Here is a 23,295-nt window from a genome sequence, read left to right as displayed (position 1 = left end):
TGCATCGTCCTCAAAGCTGGGATGCGGGCTCTGTGCCGCCGGCGGCGACGCAGAAGCCCGTCCCACTATCGCACGCCTGAAGTGCACAAGTCAATGAAGCTCATGAGAAAGGGGACTGGCTCCGCAGGTGCCAGTCCCCTTTGTGCCAGTCAGAAGTAAAGGGGGACAGGCACCTTACGGAGCCAGTCCCCTTTCGGTCAACGGCCGGAGCCGGGCGCCGGGAGCCGCGCCGCCACGAGCTCGGCCAGGTCGCGCGCCGCGAGGCTTCCTTCCAGGCCGCCGGTCTTGATGCCGTCCTCGAACATGGTGAGGCAGAAGGGGCAGTTGGAAACCAGCATGGGAGCGCCGGTTTCCCCGGCCATCTGCACCCGGGCTGCGCTGATGCGCGTGCCTACCTTCTCCTCGGCGAGGATGCGCCCCCCTCCCCCGCCGCAGCAAAAGCTCTCCATGCGGTTTCTATCCATCTCGGCGATGGTGCCTCCCAAGAGCTGCACGACCTCGCGCGGCGGTTCGAAGATGTCGGCGTAGCGTCCGATGTAGCAGGAATCGTGGTAGGTGCAGTCGAAGCTCTCGCCCGGTTCCAGCTGCAGCCGTCCCTGTTGCACCAGTTCCGCCAGCAAGGTGCTGTAGTGGCGTACCGGGACCTCCAGGCCGAGCTCGCGGTAGTCGCGCGCCAGGGTGTTGAAGCAGTGGGGACAGGTGGTCACGATCTCCCGCACCCCGTACCCCTTGATCCGTTCTATGTTCTCCTGGGCCATGGTCTGGTACTGGTACTCGTTGCCCAGCTTGCGCGGCGGCTCCCCGCAGCACTTCTCTTCCTTACCGAGGATGCCGAGCCTGATCCCCGCCGCGGAGCAGATCCTCGCGAAGGCCTTGGCCACCTCCCGGTTCCTGCGGTCGAAGGAGGCGTAGCACCCCACGAAGTACATCACGTCGAAGGGCTCGCCGCTCTCCAGCGTGACCACGTCGAGCCCCTCGGCCCAGGCGCCGCGCTCGGCCCAGGCCAGGCCGAAGGGGTTGCCGTTCACCTCGTAGTTCCCCATCGCGCCCCGCACCTCGTCGCCGGGGAACTTCCCCTCCATGAGGGCCAGGTTCCGCCGCATCTCAAGGATCTTGTTGACGTGCTCGATGTCTACCGGGCAGATCTCCTGGCAGGCCCGGCAGGTAGTACAGTCCCAGAGCACCTCCTCGGTGACGTAACGGCACAGGTCCCCCTGCGGGTCGTTGAGCGCCAGCTCCCCCACCTGCTGCACCACCCGCATCGGGGAAAGCGGCTTCTCGGTGTTCCAGGCCGGGCAGCGGTCCTGGCAGCGCTTGCACAGCGTGCAGGCGTCGGCATCGTAGATGTCCTTCCAGGCGAGGTCGGCGGCCTTGGCCGCGCCGAACTGCTCGGCGGTCTCGTCCTCGAGGTTGATGGTCGCGATGGCCCCCTTGGGACGCAGATCGGTGAAGAGGTAGTTGGCCGGATCGGTGAACAGGTGCCGCAGCTTGGTGAAGGGGATGGCGACGATGAAGGCCATGGCCAGGAAGAAGTGAATCCACCACAGGGCCTTGTGGGTGATGGAGATGCCGGCGGGGGTCATCCCGGCGAACAGGGGGGTTAGCAGCAGCCCCCCCGGGGAGAGCCTGGCCAACTCCGGGTTCTGGTGCACCTCGGTGGCGGCCATCCGGAGCGCCTCCACCACGAATCCCGTTATCAGGATGGTGAAGAGGAGCGCATGCGCCAGGTAGTCGTCCCTCTTGGTGGGGAGCGCCGGGGGCCTGACCAGGAAGCGGCGCACGAAGAGCCCGGCCAGCATGAGGATGGCGATCATCCCCGCCAGGTCCAGGGTGAGGGAATACCCCTTGTAGAAGGTCCCCTTCAGAAAGGTCCATCCCGCCAGCGGCGCCGTTAAGTCGGCCTGCAGCATGATGAGCAGCGTGCCGATGAACAGGAGCAGGAATCCCCAGAAGAAAAAGGCATGCAGCGTCCCCGGCACCTGCACCCGGAGCACCTTGGCCTGGGTCAGTGCGCCGCGCACCATGAGCTTCAGGCGCAGCGAGAGCCGATCCAGCCGGTCCAGGGGCTTCCCCTGCCGGTACAGCGGCAGCCGCGACCAGAAGCCCCAGGCGCATCCGCCCAGGGCGAGGAAGGCGAACAGGTACATGACCCAGATCAGGGCATGGTTGACGTTCCAGTAGATCTCGCGTGTCGCTTCCATACGGCACCTCTGCAGTTGCGGAATGGGCAAACTATAGCCGAAGAGGGCGTTCCAGGATAGAGAAAATCTAATAGGCGGGTTTGGGGATGGTGAGCCCGGGCGGCTAGACGTGGTTACGCAGCATGAGCTCCGCCGGGTGGGGGGAGAGATAGACCTGCTGCCGCAAGTACTCCTGCCGGTACTTGGCGACGTAATGCTTGAGCATCGTCAGGGGGACCACCAGCGGCACCATCCCGTCGTGGTACTGGCCGATCAGCTGCAAAAGCTCCTGTTTCTCGTCGGCGGAGAGTTCCTTCTTGAAGTACCCCATGATGTGCATCAGTACGTTGGTCTGCTTCTTCACCGTCGCGTGCAGCTCCAGGGCCTTCATGTAGAGCTCCTGGTAGCGCTCCAGCAGCTCGGCCAGAGGAAGCTCCTTCCCCCGTGCCACCAGCGCCCCGAGTTCGCGGTAGAGCTGGGTGCTGTGCGACATGATCAGCAGCTTCTGGCAGGTGTGAAACTGCACCAGCTTGCCAAGGTCCGGTCCCTGGCCGAGAAAGTCCTTCCAGCGCCTGAAGGCGAACACCCGCTCGATGAAGTTTTCCCTGAGTACCGGGTCGTTCAGCCTCCCCTCCTCCTCCATGGGGAGTTGCGGGAAGCGTCGCGCCACCGCAGCGGCGAAGAGGCCGCTGCCGGTTGCCGGCGCCATTCCCTCCCGGTACACCTTGACCCGGAACAGCCCCGAGGAGGGGGAGCCCTTCTTGAAGACGAAGCCGCACAGGTCCTCGTGCGCCAACTGCTCCACCTTGTTGCGGCAGAACTCGAGCATCTGTTCGGTCTTGTCGATGCGGCTGCGGTGCGTCATGAGCCGCGGCTTTTCAGGATCGCCCTCCAGGCGCATCGCCTCGCGCGGCGTGGTCATGCCGCACTCCACCTCCGGACAGACCGGCACGAAACTGAAGAACCGTCCCAGGACCGCCGTGATGTAGGGGTCGTGCTTGTGGCCGCCGTCGTAGCGTACCTTCTCTCCCAAAAGGCAGGAGCTGACGCCGATTTTTATGGGTGCGCCGGATCCGGACATGAATAACCTCCCTGGTGCATCGATGGGGCGGGAGACATTGTGGCAGAAAAACGCCTCCTGCGCCAGCGGGAAGGACTGTCGTTAAAAGAGCGGCGCCTCTTGGCCGAAGAGCCCCTCGCCGATGCAGAGCCGCACCTGTCGGGGAGGTAGCGGCATTCTCAGATCATGCCTGGCAACGTGGTTCGTGTTACCGTCCAGCAGAGGCTGCTGCTTGGGGTGACGATTCTCCCTGCGGTCGGGGAACGTTTTGAGCATCAAGAACACGGGGTTGCTCCTTTTTAGACAGTATAGGCAAGCCCACATGTGTATGCAATAATCCAACCAATGACATAAACCCTCGATCTTGCGCCCGTGACACTGGCAAAGCGGTGCAAAAAAGGCGGCAGCGACACAAAAAACCGACGCCATGCGCCGAACCATTGACAGCACGCCCTGTCACTGTCAACAACTCAGCCGTCGCTGCAACTGTCATTCGATGAGCCCCATAGGACCTCCTGCAATTGAACATTCAGCACTATCTGATATAAACCTATCTGTTGTGTTTCTTCACCCTCGTTGGCAAAACCAGGAAGCGGAGCAATGCCGATGTTCGACTCGCTGGAGCAATGCCTTGCCCTGTTCGACGAACTGCCCCTGGCGATGTTCATCCAGGGGGCGGACGGCGCCCCGTTGTACGTCAATACTGCGGCTCTCGAGATCTTCGGGATGGAGCGCGACCTGTTCCTGCGGCACAACACCGCATCCCCCCAGTGGCAACTCTGCACCGTGCAGGGGACCCCGGTTCCGCCCGCCCAGCACCCCGCCATGTCCGCCCTCCAGGGGACTCCCTCGCGCGAGGTCAACCTCGCCATCCACAACCGCCGCAAGGGGCGCCTGGTGCCGGTCTGCATGGACGCCATGCCGCTCGCGTCAAAGGACGCATCCGCCCCCCCCCACGTCTGCGTCATCTTCAGGGAAACCCGGGAGGCGGAACGTGCGCTCTACGAGAGCGAATCACGCTACCGCGCCATGGTGCAGACCCAGGGCGAATTCGTAGTCCGCTACCGGCGCGGCGGGACGCTTACCTTCGTGAACGACACCTACTGCCGCTACCTCCAGAAGGAGCGGGAGGAACTTTTGGGGCAAAACTTCTACCCCTTCTTTTTCCTGCAGGACCGCGAGGCCCTGATCCGTTGCGTCGAGAGCATGACCGAGGAAACCCAGGGGCAGGCGCTGGAGGTGCGGGCATGGCTCCCGGACGGCCGCCTGGTATGGCAGAAATGGAACAGCAGCGTCATCATGGACGACGCCGGGCAGGTGGTGGAATTCCAGGCCAGCGGCATGGACATCACCCGGAGCAAGCAGGCCGAAGAGAGCCTCAAGAAGAGCGAAGAGCGCTACCGTTCCCTGTTCGACAACATGCTGAACGGCTTCGCCTACTGCAGGATGATCCTGGACTCCGCCATTCCCCTGGATTTCGTGTTCCTGGAGGTCAACCAGAGCTTCGAGCGGCTCACCGGGCTGCGGGTGACGGGTGGGAAACGGATGAGCGAAGTGCTGCCCGGGCTGTGGGATTCCGATCCCGAGCTGCTGGCCGCCTTCCGGCGGGTGGCCTTGACCGGGAAGCCGGAGCAGATGGAGTGTTACGTGAACGCCATCAGCGAATGGCTCTCGGTGTCGGTCTACAGCCCCGAGCCGGGGTGCTTCGTCATCGTGTTCGACGTGATCACCAAGCGCAAACGCACCGAGGAGTGCCTCGCCTTCCTGGCCCAGCCCCACACCTCGACCGCGCCCGACGAGCAGTTCTTCCACCGCCTGGCCCGCTACCTGGCCGCCACCCTGGACATGGATTTCATCTGCATCGACCAGTTGGAGGAAGGAAACCTCTGGGCCCGTACGTTGGCCGTCTACTACAACGGCAACTTCGAGGAGAATGTGCGCTACACACTCAAGGAGACACCCTGCGGAGAGGTGGTGGGGCACAACATCTGCTGCTACCGTCAGGGGGTGCGCCAGCTTTTCCCCAACGACCAGGTGCTGCAGGACCTGAAGGCCGAGAGCTACCTGGGCGTGGTGCTGTGGAGCTCCACCGGGGTCCCCATCGGGCTCATCGCCACCATCGGCTGCAAGCCGCTGTCGAACCGGGAGCTTGCGGAAGAGATACTGCAGATGGTGAGCGCGCGCGCCGCCGCGGAGCTGGAACGGCGTCTCCACGAGGAGGAGCGCCTGAGGCTGGAGCAGCAGCTGCTGCACGCCCAGAAGCTGGAGAGCCTGGGGATCCTGGCGGGAGGTATCGCCCACGACTTCAACAACATCCTGACCGGGATCCTCGGCAACTCGAGCCTCGGCCTCATGCGCATCGACCCCGGCTCACCGGCGGTTGAGAACCTGCAGAACATAGAAAAGGGGGCCATCAGGGCGGCCGATCTGGCCAGGCAGATGCTCGCCTACTCCGGCAAGGGGATGTTCGTGGTCGAACCGGTCAGCCTGAACGGCCTCTTGACCGAGATGGCCCACCTGCTGGAAGTCTCCATCTCAAAGAAGTGCCGCCTGGTGCTGGAGCTGACGCAGGAACTCCCGCCGGTGCAGGCGGACTCCACCCAGTTGCGCCAGATCGTGATGAACCTGGTTATCAACGCCTCCGAGGCGATCGGCGACCGTGGCGGTACCATCACCATCCGCAGCGGCTTGCGCCACTTCAACGAGCAGTACCTGAAAGGTGCCTGGAGCGAGAAGGAAATCAAGGAAGGGGAATTCCTGTTCCTGCAGGTGGAGGACGACGGCTGCGGCATGGACGACGCCACGCTGTCGCGCATCTTCGACCCCTTCTTCACCACCAAGTTCACCGGCCGCGGGCTCGGAATGTCCGCGGTGCTGGGGATCATCAGGGGACACCGGGGCGCCATCAAGGTGGAGAGCGCGCCCGGTCGCGGCACCACCTTCACCGTCATCCTCCCTCCCAGCGAACTGCCGGTCCAGGATGAGGCGGCGGAGCAGCAGCCGGCGCCGGAGGAAACCTGGCAGGGAAGCGGGACGGTGCTGCTGGTGGACGACGAGGAGTTCATCTGCAGCGTGGGGGCTTCCATGCTGGAGCAGTTGGGCTACCAGGTGGTTACCGCGCTCAGCGGAGCCGCTGCCGTGGAACTGTACCGTGCCAGGGGCGACGTGCGCTTCGTCGTCCTCGATCTGACCATGCCGCACATGGATGGGGAACAGACCTACCAGGAGTTGAGGAAATGCGATCCGGAGGTGAAGGTGATCATTTCCAGCGGCTACAGCGAGCAGGAGGTGACCCGGAAACTCTCGGGAGCGGGCTACCTCGCCTTCATCCAGAAACCCTACAGCATGCAGGCGCTTGCCGAGGTGATGAAACGCTGCGACACCCGGCGCAGGGGCCCCAGGAGCTGACACAGGGGGACTGGCACCTGCGGAGCCAGTCCCCTCACTTTTCCTGCCGCTACTGCAAACCGAAGCGCTGCTGCACCTCCGCCGGGGCCTCTTCGAATCCCTGGAACTCCATGGTGTAACTCCCGCGCCCCTTGGTTGCGCTGCGCAGCTCGGTCATGTAGCCGAACATCTCGGCCAGCGGGACGGTTGCCTTGACCAGCTCGAGCTCCCCACGCCGGTCCAGCCCCTCCACCCGCCCCCTTTTCTGCTGCAGCCCCCCCAGCACCTTCCCAAGGTGCTCCGTCGGCGTTTCCAGCTCCAGTTTCATGATCGGCTCCAGCAGCATGGGATCCCCCTCGCGCGCCGCCAGCACCACCCCGCGCTGCGCCGCACCGCGCAGGGAGAGCTCAGAGGGGGCCGGAGCGCCCGGCTCCACCGGGATCTCCTCCACCCGCACCTCCAGGTCGGTCAGGGCGTACCCCGTCACACAGCCGCCGCGGCACGCCTCCAGCAGGCTCTCCTGCACTGCGGCCAGCAGCTCAGGGGTGATCGGGGCCGCCGGCGCCGGAAGCATGGTCCTCACTCCGGCGCCCCGGGGCAGCGGAACCAGGCGCAGCAAGAGCTCGGCAGGTTCCGGGCGCTTGTCGGCCATGGACTGGAACACCTCGCGCCGGGACACCTCGCGCCGCAGCGCCTCGCGGTACACCACCCTCGGCCGCCCCGTCTTCACCTGCACGCCGTACTCGCGCCGCAGGCGGTCGATGACGATCTCCAGATGCAGTTCTCCCATCCCGGTGAGGATGGTCTGCCCGGTCTCCTTGTCCTCGTGCACCCGGAAGGTGGGGTCCTCCCACTGGAAAAACTCCAGCGCGCCCAACAGGTGCGCCCGGTCTTCCACCCCCTTTGCCTCCACGGCCAGAGAGACGACCGGGTCGGGCACGCTCACCCCCTCCAGGATCAGGGGATGCTCCGGATCGCAGAGGGTGTCGCCGGTGAGGGTCGACTGGCAGCCGGTTACCGCCACGATGTCCCCCGCGATGGCCTCGGCGACCTCCTCTCTGCGGTGGGCGTGCATCCGAAACAGGTGCCTGATGCGCTCGTTGCCGCCGCGGCTGGCATTGAGCAGGCTCGCTCCCGTTTTCACCCTCCCCGAATAGATGCGCAGGTAGGTAAGGCGCCGCCCCTCCTCCGCCATGACCTTGAAGGCCAGCGCGCGCAGGGGATGGTCCGGATCGCAACTGAAGATCTCAGCCTCGCCGTTGCCCGGCTGCCTCCCTACCATGGCCGGGAGGTCCAGCGGGGACGGCAGATAGAGGCAGACCGCGTCGAGGACCGGCTGCACCCCCTTGTTGCGCAGCGCCGACCCCAGCAGCACCGGGAAGATCTGGCAGGAAAGGGTCCCCGTGCGCAGCGCGCGGTGCAGATCTGCAGGCGCCACCTTGCGCCCCTCCAGGAAGTCCGCCATCACCTGGTCGTCGAAATCCGCGGCCACCTCCGTCAACTGCAGGCGTGCCTTAAGCACCGAGTCTGCGTATTCGGCGGGTACCGGGGCGCGCAGCACCGTCCGTCCCAGGTCCTGCTCCGAAAACGAGAAGGCCTCCTCATCGATCAGGTCGATCACACCGGAAAACGCGGTCTCCGTTCCCATGGGAAGCTGCAGCAGAACCGCCCGTGCCCCCAGCCGCTCGGTCATGTGATGCAGCACATGGGCGTGGTCCGCCCCCAGGCGGTCCATCTTGTTGATCAGGCAGATCCGGGGTACGCGATAGCGATCGGCCTGGCGCCATACCAGCTCGCTCTGGGGCTGCACCCCCTCGACGGCACTGAAGATGGCCACCGCGCCGTCCAGCACCCGGACGCTCCGCTCCACCTCGATGGTGAAGTCTATGTGCCCCGGGGTGTCGATCAGGTTGATCCGGTATTCTCCCCAGCGGCATGAGGTGGCGCTGGCGGTGATGGTTATCCCCCGCTCCTGCTCCTGAGGCATCCAGTCCATGACCGCCTGGCCGTCATGCACCTCTCCCATCTTGTGCGTTTCACCGCTGTAGAAGAGGATGCGCTCAGTGACAGTAGTCTTCCCTGCATCGATGTGGGAGATGATGCCGATATTTCGGATGTGAGAAACGTCGGGGGCTGGAATCGTCGTTCTCCTTTACATCGTGATCATCGAACCGTGGTCCGAAAAGTCCAATGATATCCAACATTCTGCAGAAGTCAAAGAGCCCCCCGCAGGTACTGCGGCTCCCTTTCCGTTACTTTGCTTGCACGATGTGTTGACATCCTACACTCTTTGCATTAGTTTTTACTAATTCACAAAACGGGCATGACCCCAATAACACAAAGATGAAGGAGGGTTTCCACGATGAAAACGATCAATCTGCTACTCGCCGCCACACTGTCAGCCGCCGTCGCCCTGGGCGCACCGCCCATGCTGCAGGCAGCCCAGGACAAAGCCGACACCACCAAAGCCGACAACACCAGGAAGAACAAGGAAGAGAACAAGGGTGCGACCGCCGATCAGCAGAAGGAGAACAAGACCGACCGGGAGATCACCCGGGAGATCCGGCGCACGGTGGTCAAAGACAAGTCCCTGTCCATCACGGCTCACAACGTGAAGATCATCACCAAGGACGGGCACGTCACCCTGAAAGGGCCGGTGAAGAGCGAAGACGAGAAGAAGACCGTGGAAAAGGCCGCAGTCGCCGTGGTCGGCAAGGGGAAGGTGAGCAACGAACTGGAAGTCGCGCCGCCCAAGGAGAAGAAAGAGAAGAAGGAAAAGAAGGAAAAGAAGGACGAGAAAGAACAGAAGTAGCTGCGCTGAGGCGCACAGCTAAGACAAAGGCCAGGCTGCCCGGGTAGCCTGGCCTTTGCCGTTTCCGGAAACTGCGGCACCTAACCGTCGCTGCGCTCCCGTTTGCGGGCCTGGAGCAGTTCCCACTGCCGCTGCACCTCCTCGGGCGCATAACGCTTGAAGAAGCGCGGGAAAAACCTGGCGATGAGCCTGTCTTCCCAGGTGAAGGTGGCGACCCAGCGCTGCGCGGGATCTGTATCGCGTTCTTCTTTCATGCTCCCCACCTCGACATCACCAACGCCCGGTCAACTGCACCTGGCGCGCCGAAGCCTTGACCCAGAGCTTGCCGTTGATCAGTTCGCCGGCTACCACGCCGGTCGCCGCTCCCAGGCCGTCTGCAAGAAGATCATACCAACCGAAGTGGGTCCCCGTAAACTCGTCCGCCACTTCGATAGCAAAGCCCGGTACCATGGCCAGCCCCGTGGCAGCTATCATCCGTTTGGGCCGCTCCAGGTCCGTCGCGTGGTACAGTATCGTGTCCGAGGCCAGGCCCAGGATGGTGCCGCCCCCGAAATGGGAGATCTTGTCCTTGTCGAGGGCGTGTGCCGGCAAGGCAAACAGTAATGCAAGGAGCGCGATGGCTGTTTTCATTGCGGTAACCTCCTGTACTCTTGTGCTGCGACCGATTGCACCATATGCCTACAGGAATTCCGATAGGCCACCATTTTACCGGATGGCCGCTTCCTGGCTACCGCCCGCCGGTATTTTTATTGGCCACTCCTAATCATGTTACCCAACACCCAGTCTTGCAGCATTCAACTTTGTTGTATAATATCCGTTGTCTGAGCACCAGCGACCATCAGCGGGCTTTGAAGGAGCGACATATGAACAAGCAAGAGATCCTGAGCTTTATGAACTCCAACCCGATATTCCACATGGCCACTGCCGACGGCGATACGCCGCACGTGCGAGGCATGCTGTTGTACAGGGCGGACGAGAACGGCATCATCTTCAACACCGGCAAGATCAAGGATCTTTACCACCAGTTGACCAAGAACCCGAAGGTGGAGCTCTGCTTCAGCAACGGCATCTTCGAGAACCTGATCCAGGTCCGGATTGCCGGCACGGTCGAGTCGCTGGAAGACCTCGACCTTAAAAAGCAGATCGTTGCCAAGCGGGAATTCCTTAAGCCATGGGTCGACAAGGTCGGCTACGAGCAATTGGCGGTGTACGTACTCAAGAAGGGGATCGCTACGGTATGGACCATGGCGACCAATACCGACCCCAAAGAGTTCATCCAGCTCTAGCTGCGCATCCGTTCGTTGGTTCGAGTTCAAAAAAGGCGTCCTCCTGCACCAGGAGGACGCCTTTTCATTATCCGGCCATCCCTACTTCGGGGTAAAAGTCACCGGCGGCGACCACGGCCCCGCACCCGCTCGGTTATACCCCCTGACCCGGAAGCCGTGTTCCCGCTCGACGGTCAGGCCGTTGATAATCATCGGATCTCCCACGGTAAAGATGTGTGGGCGCCAGTTCCGTTCCAGGGATAGGTCCCCTTCCGCCACCTGAAGCTCCCATAACATCACACCCTGAAGATGATTTACCGTGACAGCGGCGCTGCCGAGAACCGGCCCCTGGTAGATGGCAAGCCCCTGCGGCATCGACAGTAGCGGTTCCCCCTTACGTGTCGGCGCCGGAGTGAATCCAGTATAGAGGAGGACGTTGGGGTCGCTAACCGCGGCGAGTTGGTAGAACGCCGCCACAGAGTCCAAGTGCTTCACGGCCTCCCCCTCAGCAGCCTTGCGCTCCTTGATCTTGACAGAATCGTGTGTCGAGGCAGCTTCATGGGTGAACCTTACCTTTTCCCTCGCGGTTAGCAACGCGGCGGCGCTGCTCACCCCTTGAGGCACTCCATTCTTGAAGGCAGGGTTGTTTTCCATCGCCGCAGCGACGGAGCCCAGTTCATTGATGAGAGCTACCGCGTTCATTTTTCGATACAAACTGCTGATCCGCATAGCGCCTCCCTGTAAACATTGGTATTTTCTAATTACGCGTAGCAGTATAAGGGATTGTATGAACTTGGCAAGGATAAATATTCGCGCGAAAGGCGGAGGTAAGCCGGGAGATGCCTTTCCAATGGGGCAGGAACATGAAGTAGCGGTACCTTCTTCTACAGGCTGATGAAGACTACCCCTTAGGAAAGTCTCATCCGCAGACAAGAAACGTCTTCCGCGCCGGGTAATACCTCTTCCGCACGGGGGGAGACCTCTTCCCCACTGGGAGAGACCTATTCCGCGCCGGGGGAGACCTCTTCCCCACCGGGAGAGACCTCTTCCGCACCGGGAGAGACCTATTCCGCGCCGGGGGAGATCTCTTCCGCGCCGGGGGAGACCTCTTCCGCACCGGGAGAGACCTCTTCCGCACCGGGAGAGACCTCTTCCGCACTGGGAGAGACCTCTTCCGCACCGGGGGAGACCTCTTCCGCACCGGGGGAGACCTTTTCCGCATGGGATAGACATCATCCACCGTGGCGGTCAGTATCGGAAATCGTTATTCAGAAGAAGTTTGAAAGGGATTCGGTCCATCCTTCGCCAGTTCGATGATCTCGTCAACGGAAAGCCCCCGGTTGGCCCAGAGGGGGAGTTGGTCGACGGTGTCGAAAAAGGCGATCTCGTCGGCGAACGCTTCCTCCCAGGGGATGCCGTCCGGAGCGAACTTACCGCACGGCACGAAGGTGACGTAACCGGGATAGGATGCGTCGATGTAGTCGGGATCGGGTTCGCCGGGCATGGGTGGGGGAGCCAGTTCACCGTCATTGATGGTCAGAGGAAAAAGCCAGCACGCCGTCGGCTTGAAGGTCCATCGGTGGACGGCGAGTTCAGTGGCAAGAGACTGCAGCAAACACATGTGATCGCTGGTGGCGAAAACACACTTCGTGTTGTTGAAATGGGGCGGGAAGTCGGAAGTGGTGAAGGTAAAGGGGGTGGTGGCGGTCTTTATCCCACGGGTGCCGTCCGGCCACGCGCCCTCGACGAGGTACTCGGCGGGCAGATCCCGGAAATGATCCGGGTAGCGTTGCACCACCGCCCGTATCAGCTCATCCTCCCCCGGCAACAGGTACACCCCGTCGTAGCAACAAAGCCCCTGGCATCCCGCCGGGTCGCAACCTTTCACCATCATACTTACGTGGCTTGACATATTCGGCGTGAGCTTCCAATCAGCACTGCTAGGGTATCAACCTGCTATACATACACCGTTCCCGTCGCACTGTCACCTTGTTTCCCTTCGGTAGTCATACCAGCATATGTGCCCTTGTTCGCAATGGGAGACAGCATTGCAATCAACTCTAAAAAGGCTTGGCTGAGATAGACCATCACAAAGTCCAATTTAAAGAAAATTATCAAATCCAAGTCTTTGATCGCCCAGCCATAGTCATTTCGATACGACAAATGGTAATAATCGACCACAAAACTGATTAAATACTTGACCTGTTCGTTTTTTAAGTCAATATTGCCACATTATAAGTTAACATTTAGCATAAAAAACTTATAAACAATGCCATATTCAGGCACCTTGCCTTCTCGTGTCAGTCTCACCACGCCCGTCCCGGCACCTGGTTCTCGGGGTCCGGAAACGGCTACCGGCTACCAGCTGTTCGGCTCAGAATGAGCCTATTCCCTATAGGAGGTAGAATAATGAAGTTCAAAGTGATCGCAGCAACCGCACTCTTTGTGGCAGCATCGGCTACGTCCGTAATGGCAGCACAGCCTGGACCGTATGTTGGTCTTAACGCCGGCATCGCAATCATGCACGAAAGCGATCTTGAGGACGGATTCGGCACGAAGGCCAATCTCACCTTTGATCCAGGATTTGAAGTAGGTGGCGTTGTAGGCTACGAGTGGGCGACTGGCCCGAGGCTTGAAGCTGAGATAGCTTACCGCAAGTGCGACACAGACAAACTTTCGGCCCCGGGCATCCCCTCGGAGAAGGTGGAAGGAGACCTGGGCGTAACGAGCTACATGATCAACGCCTATTACGACTTCTCTAAGGACTCCTCGGTGTCCCCCTTCGTGGGCGCCGGACTTGGCATCGTTGACGGGAAACTCTCCGATGGTTTCGACGACATAAGCGACACCACCTTTGGCTATCAGGCGATGGTAGGCGTCACCCTTAAGGCTGCACCCAACGTCAACCTTGATCTGAGCTACCGGTATCAGGGGGCGGCAAGCGACTTCTCTATGGACGGTGTCGACATGTCCTATGGCAGCAGCAACATCCTCGCAGGCGTTAGGGTGAAGTTCTAGATCTACATCAGAAGAAGAACAAAAAGGCCACGAACATACGTTCGTGGCCTTTTTTAAATTCTGAGTCCAACAGGTTTGGGTACAAAAAAGGAGCTAGGCAAAGCCTAGCTCCCATTTTCTTGATTACCGTGGTGCCCGGAGCCGGGGTCGAACCGGCACGGCTGTGAGGCCGACGGATTTTAAGTCCGTTGCGTCTACCAATTCCGCCATCCGGGCCGATTCCCGTCGGTGTCAACCTGCTAGATGTTGTTCACGCGCTCGCGCAGGTCCTTACCGGTCTTGAAGAACGGGGTTTTCTTGCTCGGGATGCTGACGATTTCGCCGCTCTTGGGGTTCCTCGCCTCGCGCGGCTCGCGGTCACGGATGGTGAAGCTGCCAAACCCGCGGATTTCCACTTTGTCGCCGTTGGTCAGAGCCTCGCTCATGGCGTCGAACACCATGGAGACCACAGCCTCGGAGTCCTTGCGGGTCAGAGCACCGCGTACTTCTACCAGTTTGTCGATCAATTCGCTCTTAGTCATTTAACACCTCAAATATGAACCTATTAGATTACTCAGTCGGCGAAGTGACTGGTCTATTCTTCAGTGCTCTTCTTCAGCTTCTCCTTCAGGAGGTCGCCGAAGCTGGAGGTCGCCTCACCCTGGCTACCCATGTAGGAAGCCATCTCGGCCTTCTCCATTGCGGTCTGCAGCGCCTTGATGGAAAGGGCGATCTTCTTATCGACCATGTCCACGTTCAGCACCACTGCCTCGAGTTCGTCGCCCACGTTGGCGAAGTCTTTCGGGGAAGCGACCTTCTCGTAGGAGATCTCGGAGACGTGGATCAGCCCTTCAATCCCTTCTTCGATCTCGACGAAGATGCCGAAGTCGGTCACGGAGGTCACCTTGCCCTTGACCTTGGAGCCCGGCTTGTACTTCCTGGGGATCTCTTCCCACGGATCCGGAACCAGCTGCTTGATGCCCAGGGAGAGACGCTCGTTCTCGACGTCGATGTTGAGAACCACGGCCTGAACGGTCTGACCCTTGCCGAACAGTTCGCCCGGGTGCTTCACGCGGCGGGTCCAGGAGATGTCGGAGACGTGAACGAGGCCGTCGATGCCGTCCTCGATGCCGATGAAGACGCCGAAGTCGGTGATGTTCTTGATCTGCCCCTCGATCTTGGTGCCGACCGGGTAACGCTCGCCGATCACGGTCCAGGGGTTCACTTCGGTCTGCTTGAGGCCGAGGGAGATCCTGCGGTTGCCCGGATCTACGCCCAGGATAACCGCCTCGACTTCCTCGCCTACCTTGAGGATCTCGGACGGATGACGGACGCGGCGGGTCCAGGACATCTCGGAGACGTGCACGAGACCTTCGATGCCGTCCTCCAGGGAGATGAATGCGCCGTAATCGGTGAGGCTCACCACCTTGCCGCGCACGCGCTCGCCTTCCTGGTAGCGCTCAGCCACGTTGATCCACGGATCGGGCACGGTCTGCTTGAGCCCCAGGGAGATCTTGCCTTTCTCGCGGTCGTACTTGAGCACCATGACCTTCAGGGTGTCGCCTACCTTGACCATCTCGGACGGGTGGCCCAGGCGGCCCCAGGACATGTCGGTGACGTGCAGCAGGCCGTCCACGCCGCCCAGGTCGACGAACGCGCCGTACTCGGCGATGTTCTTCACCTGGCCGTTGACGATGTCGCCTTCCTTCAGGGTGGCCAGGGTCTCGGTCCTTGCCTTGTCACGCTCCTCCTCGAGGAGCACGCGACGAGACAGCACCAGGTTGCCGCGCTTTCTGTTCAGCTTGAGAATGCGGAACTCGTAGGTCTGGCCGATGAAGCGGTCCATGTTGCCGCCGGGACGCAGGTCAACCTGCGAAGCCGGGAGAAACGCCTCGACGCCGACATCGACGGTCATGCCGCCTTTGACCTTGCCGGTGATCTTGCCTTCGATGCTGCCGCCTTCGCCGGCAGCGGCGATGGCTTCCCAGGCGACCTGGGAATCGGCTTTCTTCTTGGAAAGAACCATGTGGCCGCGGATGTTCTCGCCGCGCTCGAAGTAGACGTTCACCTCGTCGCCGACCTTGACGGTCAACTCGCCGTTCTCGTCGATGAACTCGGCGATGCGGATGGCGCCCTCGGACTTGTAGCCGACGTCAACCAGCACCACGTCCTGCTCGATCTGAACCACGACAGCCTTGACGACTTCGCCGCTCTGCGGCTGCCTCAGACTGTCCTGGAAAAGGTCAGCAAACTCGCCACCCATTTCTGCCTGGTCCAGCTCCTCGTCATTATCGTGTAACCGCCTAATCGGCATATCTTTTTTCTTGAACGTACGTTTTTCTTCACCCATTGAAACCGTTACCCCCTCGTGTAATCTCCATATAAAATCGAGCTAATTTAGCACATCGGACAAAAATATCAACCTATTTTATCTCTATCGATGGCCGAAATTCTTTCCGTTACCTCGTCGATCAACCACTTCGGCGTCGACGCTCCCGCCGTCACCCCCACCCGCTGCACCCCCTCGAACCAGGCCGGGTCGATCTGGCCCGCGGTCTCGATGTGATGGGTGCGCGGCAAAAGCTCGCGGCAGATCTGGGTGAGGCGCCTGGTGTTGGCGCTGTTGAAGCCGCCGATCACGATCATGCAATCCACCTCGCCGGCCAGTTTCTTCGTCTCCTCCTGGCGCACCGCGGTCGCATCGCAGATGGTGTTGTAGACCCTGGTCTCGCCGCCGCGCGCGAGGCAGGCGGCGACCACCTCGTTCAGGTGCTCGAAGGACTGGGTGGTCTGAGCCACCACGCCCATCTTGGCCATCCGCGGCAGCCTCTCCACGTCCTTGCCGGAGCTGACCACGTAGACACGTCCGGTGGCGTAGGAAACGATCCCCTGCACCTCGGGATGCACGGCGTCCCCTACCACGACCACGTCGTACCCCTCACTGGAGAGGGTGGCGACATGCTCCTGGGCCTTCTTGACGAAGGGGCAGGTGGCGTCGACGATTTCGAGGTTGGCGCGAACGGCGGCCTCGAGTTCCTCGGCGGCGACCCCGTGCGAGCGGATGATCACCGTGCTGCCGTTGTCGATGTCGCTCACGTTCTCGACCGACTTCACCCCCATCTCCTCGAGCCGCTGCACCACTTGCGGCGAGTGGATGATGGGGCCCAGGGTGTAGGTGTCTCCCCTGCGGTCGGCTGCGTCGAAGGCGAGATGGGTGGCCCTTTTCACCCCGAAGCAGAACCCTGCGTGTTTGGCCAGTATCACTTCCATGACTACCCCTTGTCTCCCTGGGCCAGGCGTTCGCGCACCGCGTTCTCCATGACCGCCAGCACCTCGTCGATGGACAGGGTGGTGGAGTCGATGGGAAGCGCGTCCTCGGCCTGCCTGAGCGGCGCATGCTCGCGCCCCTCGTCCTGCTTGTCGCGCTGGATCACCTTGGCGATGGTCTCCTCGAGCGTTGCCTGGTCGCCGCGGGCCGCGAGCTCCAGGTAGCGGCGCCGGCCGCGCTCCTCCGCGCTGGCGGAGAGAAAGAACTTCACCTCGGCGTCGGGAAACACCACCGTGCCGATGTCGCGTCCCTCCAGGATGACGCCCCCCTTGGTGCCCATGGCGCGCTGCATGGTCAACAGGGCCTCCCGTACCGGCTTTCGGGCCGAGATCGCCGAGGTGAGCAGCCCGATCTCCTCGGTGCGGATCTCCCTGGACACGTCCTCGCCGTTGGCGAGCACGCGGCAGTTCTCGCCATCTCTCACGAAGCTCACTTCCAGGCCGCGGCACAGCTCAGCCAGGCGGGCGTCGTCGTCGACGGCTATACCCGCGCGTCTGGCCATGAGGGCGACGGCGCGGAACATGGCGCCGGTATCGATGTGGATATAGCCCAGGCGCTGGGCCAAGAGCTTGGTGAGGCTGCTTTTCCCAGCCCCTGAGGGACCATCTATGGCTACGATTACGCCGTTTTCTCTAACTGCACTCAACGCTGTACTACCCCCTCGAGAAGTTCACGGAAGCCGGGGAACGAGGTGGCGATGCAGTCGACGTCGGAGATGGTGGTCTCCCCCTGTGCGACGAGCCCTGCCACCATCATGGACATGGCGATCCTGTGGTCGCCGAAGCTGTCGGCGGCGCACGCCTTGAGGGCGGATACGCCGGTAATTTCCATGCCGTCCGGCGTCTCCACCACGGTGACCCCGGCCCGTCTTAAATTGTCCGCCATGGCGGCGATGCGGTCGGTTTCCTTGACCCGCAGTTCTTCCGCCCCGCTTACCACGGTCGTCCCCTGGGCGAGTGCCGCGGCGACGCAGATGGCGGGGAACTCGTCGATGGCGCGCGGCACCACTTCGCCGGAGATCGCCATTGCCTTGAGCTGCGCGTGGCGCACCCGGATGTCGGCCACCGGCTCTCCGGTTTCGTCGCGCTCGTTCAGAAGTTCGAGGTTCGCCCCCATCCCTTTCAGGATGTCGATGATGCCGGTACGGGTCGGGTTGATGCCGACGCCCTTGATGATGAGGTCCGCTCCCGGGACGATGGATGCCGCGACCATGAAGAAGGCGGCCGAGGAGATGTCGCCGGGGACCACGATGTCGCGTCCGGTCAGCTCGGCGCCGCCGCGAACCCTGACCCCGCCCGGAAACGTCTCGACGTTGGCGCCGAAGGCACGCAGCATCCGCTCGGAGTGGTCGCGGGAGAGGTGCGGCTCGCGCACCACGGTTTCACCCTCTGCGTAGAGTCCGGCCAGCATGATGGCCGACTTAACCTGCGCGCTGGAGACCGGGGAGTCGTACTCGATCCCCTTGAGGGGGGAGCCCTGGATGGCGAGCGGCGCCTTTTCGCCGCCGGCGCGGCCGCCGATGCGGGCGCCCATCCTGGAGAGCGGCCCCACCACGCGTTTCATGGGACGGGCGCGCAGGTACTTGTCTCCGGAGAGGACCGAGAAGAAGCTCTGTCCGGCCAAGAGGCCGGTAAGGAGCCTCATGGAAGTGCCGGAGTTGCCGCAGTCCAAGACGTCGGTCGGCTCCTCGAGTCCGTGCAGCCCCTTGCCCACGATGGTGACCGTCTCGCCGTCGTCGTCGATCTGGACGCCCATGGCGCGGAAGGCCTCCAGGGTGGCGAGGGCATCCTCGCCGCGCAGAAAGCCCGAGACCTTGGTCACGCCGTTGGCGATGGAGCCGAACATGATGGAGCGGTGCGATATGGACTTGTCGCCGGGAACACGGATCTCGCCGCGCACCCCCTTGGCGGGTTGAACGGTGTAGCTTTGCATGAAGCACCTCGCTGCCGCTTTCATTTTTTGCTGTCAGACCAGTCGGACCAGTCGGACCAGTCGGACCAGTCGGACCAGTCGGACCAGTCGATCTGCCGGGGCGACCGGGCCGGACAGAAGCGGCGCTAGAGAATCGCGTCCCGCTTCTGCTTCGAGTTGAGGAAGAAGGCCTGCAGGCCGTCGGCATCGCCTTCGGCGACCAGCCCACGCAGCTTCTCCAGGTACACGGAGAAAAAGTCCATCATCTCCAGTATCGCCTCCCGGTTGGTGAGGGCGATGTCGCGCCACATGACCGGATCGGAGGAGGCGATCCGGGTGAAATCCCTGAAACCGCCCGCAGAAAAGGAGAGCAGATCGCCGCCGAAACGGTCGTAACCATCCACCGCATTCACCAGGGAGTAGGCGACCATGTGCGGCAGATGCGAGATGGCGGCAACCACCCGATCGTGCTGCACGGGATCCATGAGCGGCACGGTGGAACCGGCCAGTTTCCAGAGCTCGACCACCTTCTCCAATGCGGCCGGATCGGTGCTGGCGGTGGGGGTGACGATGCAACGCCTCCCCATGTACAGGGTGGAAAAGGAGGCCTCGACTCCGGAATGCTCGGTCCCGGCGATGGGATGCCCGCCGACGAAGAAGGTCCCGGCCGGCATGAGCGGCTCGCAGGCAGTCACCACGGTCTCCTTCACGCTGCCGCCGTCGGTGACGATGCAGCCCGGAGCAAGAAAGGGGGCTATCTCGGCAACGACCTTCGGTATGGTGCAGACCGGCGTGGCCACGAAGACCAGGTCGGCCCCGGCCACCCCTTCCCTCGCGTCGGTGGTGTAGCTGTCCAAGACGCCGAGCTCCACGCCGCGCTTCAGGTTCGCTTCGCCGCGGCCGACGCCGACCACCTCGCCCACGGCTCCCTTCTCACGCAGGACCCGGGCCAGGGAACCGCCGATAAGACCGACGCCGATCACGGCCATTTTCTTGAAATAGACCATGCCCGTCCCTTTCACTGGCGCGCCCGGGGGTACGATCCCAGCACCTTGACGAACTGGCAGCAGCCGGACAGGTCCTTGACCGCCTCGCCGACCTCCGGATCGGCGATGTGCCCGGAAAGATCCAGGTAGAAGATGTACTCCCACGCCTTCTTCTTGAGCGGGCGGGACTCGATCTTGGAGAGGTTGATGCCGCGCTTGGCGAACGGCTCCAGCATGCGGTGCAGGATGCCGGGCTCGTCACGTACGGAGAACATGAGCGAGGTCTTGTCGTCGCCGCTGCGCTCTGCCACCTTCCGGCCGATGACCAGGAACCTGGTGAAGTTGTTGACCTGGTCCTCTATGCGGGCCTTCACGATCTTCAGATTGTAGATGGAGGAGGCATACTCGCTGGCGATCGCCGCCGCGGTGTAGTCCTCGGCCACGATCTGGGCGGCGAGCGTCGTGGAGGCGACGTCGACCAGCGGCACGTTGGGGAGGTTCTCGGCGAGCCACTTGCGGCACTGGGCCAGGGGCTGCGGGTGCGAGTAGACCTTCTTGATGTCTTCGAAGCGGCCGGTCCTGGAGAGCAGGAAGTGCGATACCTCCAAAAGGACCTCCGCGTTGATCTTCAGCTCGCTCTCCATGAACATGTCGAGCGTGTGGGAGATCATCCCCTCGGTGGTGTTCTCCACCGGGACCACGCCGTAGTACGCCTCACCCTTCTCCACCGCCTCGAACACGGCCGGGATGGAGCGCTCCGGCGAGAGCGAGGCCGAAAGGCCGAAATGCTGCATGGCGGCCAGGTGGCTGAAGGTGGCGTTGGGCCCCAGGAAGGCGACCTTCAGAGGCTTCTCCAGCGCCAGAGACGCCGAGATGATCTCGCGGAACACGCCCCGCACCGCCTCGGCCGGGAAGGGGCCGGGGTTGGCCGCGGTGAGCCGGTCATAGATCTCCCGCTCACGGCTGGGCACGTGGAAGTCGCTGCGGTTTTCGGTCTTCACCGCGCCGACCTGCATCACGAGCTTGGCCCGCTCGTTGAGAAGTTCCAGGATGCGATCGTCCACCGCATCTATTTCCTGACGGAGTTTTGCCAGAGTCTGCTTTTCTTTCAAAGCTTTCGGTCACCTTTCAGGAGGGATAGTGGCACTTTTTGCGGAGCTGATACTTATAAGGCACCCGCCGCAAAGATGCAACTTTTTTTCTCTTTGTCAGGTCACCTCGGGGTGCGCCTCGGGGTTCATGGGGTTCATGCGGACCGCCAGAGAGAAGAGGTAGGGGTAGTCCTTCTGCAGGTGCGCCATGTAGGAGAGCCATTCCATGAGCAGGTGGGTGTGGGCGCGCTTCATGTCCCCGCTTAAGTGCTCCAGGTCGCTGGCCGGCAGGTCGGACAAGGAGTGGCGGGCCTGGAGTTCCTCGATCAGGTGGAACACGGCCCAGAGCAGGTCGGTGAAGGAGTCATGCTCCAAAAGGTTCGGGTTCTCCATGAGCGACAGCATCACCCCCTTTTTCTCGGCCAGGAAGGCCTTGAGGGCGGCGAGGTCGCCGGCCCGTGAATCGGGGCGAATCTCGTGATCCTTGAGAAACTCCCGGGCCTGTCGGTAATCCTCGGCGCGCCAGCGCACCGTGATGCCGAGTCTGGTCGAGAGTTCCTTTCCGTCCGGGTAGAAATCGTGCAGATCCCGCAAAAGCGGCGAGCCGACCTCGCTGAAGAAGATGCCGATGACCATGTTCAGTTTCTTGATCATCGCCTCGCGCTCGCGCTCCTTGAGGACACGCTCGATCATGAGGGTGACGAACAGGACGTAGACCGGGAGGAAGGCCACGTTAGACATGAAGTTGAAGCCGATCTCCTCGGCGCGGGGGAACAGGAAGTAATCAGCGAGGTACAGGGCCAGGGAAACCAGCAGCAGCAGCCAGACGATGCGGTCCTTGGGCAGACGAAAAAATCTCAACGGGTACCTCCTAAAATCAAAAACACAAAGAAAAAGCTCTAACGCGAAGGCGCAAAGCCGCTAAGACGCTGAGAAAAAACCAAGAGCATTGCACATCAGAGGCAAAGGCGCCGAGGGGGGAACCTCTAAGAGTACGGCTGGAAAGCGGAATACAGGCGGGTCTTATACTGGGTTTTGCTTGAAAACACAAGAATTTGGTTTCTCTTCGCGCCTTTGCGGCTTGGTGTCTTTGCGTTGAGGATTTTAACGCTCTGGCCTTACCCGATCCGCTTCAGCCCGTCGGCGATGCGGATGGTGGCGCCGCGCCAGGTGGGGAAGATCCCGGAGACCACGCCCACCGACAGGGCGGCGAGCAATTCGAGCAGGATGGTCTCGGTCGAGACGCTGAAATAGGGGAAAAACTGGGCCAGCTCGGTTTCGATCCAGTGGGCGGCAGGGAAGGTCGCAACCACCCCGACCACGCCTCCCACCACCGAGATCAGCACCGACTCGCCGAAGATGAGCCCGGCCAGGTGCCCCCCCTTGAAGCCCAGCGTCTTCAGGGTGGCGTACTCGGCGATACGCTCCCGCGCGGTCATGGCCATGGTATTGGCCGCGACCACCATGATGATGGCAATCACCATATAGGAGACGATCTGGATGGCGATCATGATCGCTTCGGTCATGGAGACGAAGCTCATGTGGAACGCCTTCTCCGTCTCGGTGAGGGTCTCCGCGAGGGAATTCTTGAACATCGAGTCGATGGCGAGGGAGACGTCGGGGGCGAGCTCCGGCTTTTTCACCCCCACGACGAAGTACCCCACCTGGTCGGCGCGGCGGGGGACGGTCTGACGCATGCTCTCGTTCAAGTAGCTCCAGTGAAAGAGCAGGATCCGCTCCTCGGTCGCCTTCTCCTTGCCGTGGTATATGCCGCGCAGCACGAACTCCCACTGCCCGGGGTAGATCGTTCCCTTGAGGGTGATCAGGTCGCCGACCTTCCAGCCGTAGGTCCTGGCCAGACGTGCGCCGACGATGCACCCTTTGCGGTCCAGGAGGAAGTCGTTCTTCTCCTTGGGGGAAAGCACGAGCTCCGGATAGAGTTCCAGGTACCCGCGCGGCTCGATGGCGTAGTTGGCGAAGAAGTTCTTCTCGTCCTTGTAGAACCCGCCGAACCAGTTGCCGTAGGAGACCGAGGTCACCCCAGCGGTGCCGCGGATCCGCTCCAGGTAGGAGATGGGGAGCGGGAAGACCAGGGAGATGGCGTTACGGGTGACCAGACGCGTGTCGGAGGCGTGCTCGGCGCCGGCGTACCAAAGCCCCACCAGGGTGCGCAAAAGGCCGAAGGCGAGCACCGCCACGGCCACCCCCACGATGGTGAGGACGGAGCGGAGCTTGTGCCGGAAGAGATTCCTGAGGATGTATTTCAGGAAGAACATCA

Annotated in this window: 21 protein-coding genes and 1 tRNA gene; 4 read left to right on the top strand and 18 right to left on the bottom strand. The window is 62.0% G+C overall.

Going from position 1 to position 23,295, the window contains the following annotated elements:
- Positions 1–197: 197 nt before the first annotated feature.
- Together KP004_RS04320 and KP004_RS04315 are read right to left on the bottom strand one after the other, a co-directional pair.
- On the bottom strand, positions 198–2,201 hold the full coding sequence (locus KP004_RS04320; protein WP_216801162.1) for a heterodisulfide reductase-related iron-sulfur binding cluster: 2,004 nt from the start codon (positions 2,199–2,201) through the stop codon (positions 198–200).
- A gap of 103 nt (positions 2,202–2,304) precedes the next feature.
- Positions 2,305–3,261 (bottom strand): YbgA family protein, encoded by a 957-nt coding sequence (locus KP004_RS04315; RefSeq protein ID WP_216801161.1) that lies wholly within the window; start codon positions 3,259–3,261, stop codon positions 2,305–2,307.
- 579 nt (positions 3,262–3,840) lie between these two features.
- On the opposite strand from KP004_RS04315, the gene KP004_RS04310 reads away from it, so the two are divergent.
- Positions 3,841–6,648 carry a PAS domain-containing sensor histidine kinase gene (locus KP004_RS04310; RefSeq protein WP_239026937.1) on the top strand — a complete coding sequence of 936 codons (2,808 nt, stop codon included), beginning with the start codon at positions 3,841–3,843 and terminating at the stop codon, positions 6,646–6,648.
- A gap of 49 nt (positions 6,649–6,697) precedes the next feature.
- On the opposite strand, the gene fusA is transcribed toward KP004_RS04310, so the two are convergent.
- The gene (gene fusA / locus KP004_RS04305; RefSeq protein WP_216802378.1) at positions 6,698–8,767 is read right to left on the bottom strand and encodes an elongation factor G; all 2,070 of its coding nucleotides are present in this window, start codon (positions 8,765–8,767) and stop codon (positions 6,698–6,700) included.
- Positions 8,768–8,989: 222 nt separating this feature from the next.
- Here fusA and KP004_RS04300 point away from each other — a divergent pair, with 222 nt between their 5' ends.
- Positions 8,990–9,439, top strand: coding sequence for a BON domain-containing protein (locus KP004_RS04300; protein WP_216801160.1), 450 nt, complete (start codon positions 8,990–8,992; stop codon positions 9,437–9,439).
- Positions 9,440–9,519: 80 nt separating this feature from the next.
- Here the strand turns inward: KP004_RS04300 and KP004_RS04295 are convergent, their stop codons facing one another.
- Together KP004_RS04295 and KP004_RS04290 are read right to left on the bottom strand one after the other, a co-directional pair.
- Positions 9,520–9,693 (bottom strand): hypothetical protein, encoded by a 174-nt coding sequence (locus tag KP004_RS04295; protein WP_216801159.1) that lies wholly within the window; start codon positions 9,691–9,693, stop codon positions 9,520–9,522.
- A 16-nt stretch (positions 9,694–9,709) separates the two neighbouring features.
- Entirely contained in the window at positions 9,710–10,069 is a 360-nt protein-coding gene (locus tag KP004_RS04290; protein ID WP_216801158.1) for a VanZ family protein, read from the bottom strand.
- Positions 10,070–10,302: 233 nt separating this feature from the next.
- On the opposite strand from KP004_RS04290, the gene KP004_RS04285 reads away from it, so the two are divergent.
- Positions 10,303–10,725, top strand: a complete 423-nt coding sequence (locus KP004_RS04285; RefSeq protein WP_216801157.1) for a pyridoxamine 5'-phosphate oxidase family protein — start codon at positions 10,303–10,305, stop codon at positions 10,723–10,725.
- 81 nt (positions 10,726–10,806) lie between these two features.
- On the opposite strand, the gene KP004_RS04280 is transcribed toward KP004_RS04285, so the two are convergent.
- From KP004_RS04280 to KP004_RS04270, 3 genes are all read right to left on the bottom strand, one after another.
- On the bottom strand, positions 10,807–11,433 hold the full coding sequence (locus tag KP004_RS04280) for a fibronectin type III domain-containing protein (protein ID WP_216801156.1): 627 nt from the start codon (positions 11,431–11,433) through the stop codon (positions 10,807–10,809).
- A 535-nt stretch (positions 11,434–11,968) separates the two neighbouring features.
- A complete protein-coding gene (locus KP004_RS04275) occupies positions 11,969–12,598 on the bottom strand; it encodes a DUF3109 family protein (RefSeq protein ID WP_216801155.1) in 630 nt (209 codons plus the stop codon).
- Between the two features lie 62 nt (positions 12,599–12,660).
- Entirely contained in the window at positions 12,661–12,885 is a 225-nt protein-coding gene (locus tag KP004_RS04270; protein ID WP_216801154.1) for a hypothetical protein, read from the bottom strand.
- A gap of 228 nt (positions 12,886–13,113) precedes the next feature.
- Here KP004_RS04270 and KP004_RS04265 point away from each other — a divergent pair, with 228 nt between their 5' ends.
- Positions 13,114–13,722, top strand: coding sequence for an outer membrane protein (locus tag KP004_RS04265; RefSeq protein WP_216801153.1), 609 nt, complete (start codon positions 13,114–13,116; stop codon positions 13,720–13,722).
- Positions 13,723–13,851: 129 nt separating this feature from the next.
- On the opposite strand, the gene KP004_RS04260 is transcribed toward KP004_RS04265, so the two are convergent.
- The 10 genes from KP004_RS04260 to KP004_RS04215 form a co-directional block, all read right to left on the bottom strand.
- Positions 13,852–13,938 (bottom strand) — tRNA-Leu (locus KP004_RS04260).
- Between the two features lie 23 nt (positions 13,939–13,961).
- A complete protein-coding gene (locus tag KP004_RS04255) occupies positions 13,962–14,243 on the bottom strand; it encodes an integration host factor subunit beta (RefSeq protein ID WP_183347696.1) in 282 nt (93 codons plus the stop codon).
- Positions 14,244–14,296: 53 nt separating this feature from the next.
- Positions 14,297–16,051, bottom strand: a complete 1,755-nt coding sequence (locus tag KP004_RS04250) for a 30S ribosomal protein S1 (protein ID WP_216801152.1) — start codon at positions 16,049–16,051, stop codon at positions 14,297–14,299.
- 68 nt (positions 16,052–16,119) lie between these two features.
- The gene (ispH, locus tag KP004_RS04245) at positions 16,120–16,971 is read right to left on the bottom strand and encodes a 4-hydroxy-3-methylbut-2-enyl diphosphate reductase (RefSeq protein ID WP_216801151.1); all 852 of its coding nucleotides are present in this window, start codon (positions 16,969–16,971) and stop codon (positions 16,120–16,122) included.
- A gap of 2 nt (positions 16,972–16,973) precedes the next feature.
- Positions 16,974–17,675, bottom strand: coding sequence for a (d)CMP kinase (gene cmk / locus KP004_RS04240; RefSeq protein WP_216801150.1), 702 nt, complete (start codon positions 17,673–17,675; stop codon positions 16,974–16,976).
- The gene (aroA, locus tag KP004_RS04235; RefSeq protein ID WP_216801149.1) at positions 17,672–18,961 is read right to left on the bottom strand and encodes a 3-phosphoshikimate 1-carboxyvinyltransferase; all 1,290 of its coding nucleotides are present in this window, start codon (positions 18,959–18,961) and stop codon (positions 17,672–17,674) included. Before aroA ends, cmk begins: the two co-directional genes overlap by 4 nt.
- Positions 18,962–19,086: 125 nt before the next feature.
- Positions 19,087–19,947 (bottom strand): prephenate dehydrogenase, encoded by an 861-nt coding sequence (locus KP004_RS04230; protein WP_216801148.1) that lies wholly within the window; start codon positions 19,945–19,947, stop codon positions 19,087–19,089.
- Positions 19,948–19,958: 11 nt separating this feature from the next.
- The gene (gene pheA / locus KP004_RS04225) at positions 19,959–21,038 is read right to left on the bottom strand and encodes a prephenate dehydratase (RefSeq protein WP_216801147.1); all 1,080 of its coding nucleotides are present in this window, start codon (positions 21,036–21,038) and stop codon (positions 19,959–19,961) included.
- Between the two features lie 96 nt (positions 21,039–21,134).
- Positions 21,135–21,878: an MJ1433 family protein gene (locus KP004_RS04220; protein ID WP_216801146.1), complete on the bottom strand. Its 744-nt coding sequence runs from the start codon at positions 21,876–21,878 to the stop codon at positions 21,135–21,137.
- Between the two features lie 257 nt (positions 21,879–22,135).
- The gene (locus KP004_RS04215) at positions 22,136–23,293 is read right to left on the bottom strand and encodes an ABC transporter permease (RefSeq protein WP_216801145.1); all 1,158 of its coding nucleotides are present in this window, start codon (positions 23,291–23,293) and stop codon (positions 22,136–22,138) included.
- Positions 23,294–23,295 lie beyond the last annotated feature (2 nt).

Source organism: Geomonas oryzisoli (assembly GCF_018986915.1).
In the GTDB taxonomy this organism is placed as follows: Bacteria; Desulfobacterota; Desulfuromonadia; order Geobacterales; family Geobacteraceae; genus Geomonas; species Geomonas oryzisoli.
Note: the sequence above shows the minus strand (reverse complement) of the source record. Positions and strands in the feature narration are given on the sequence as shown.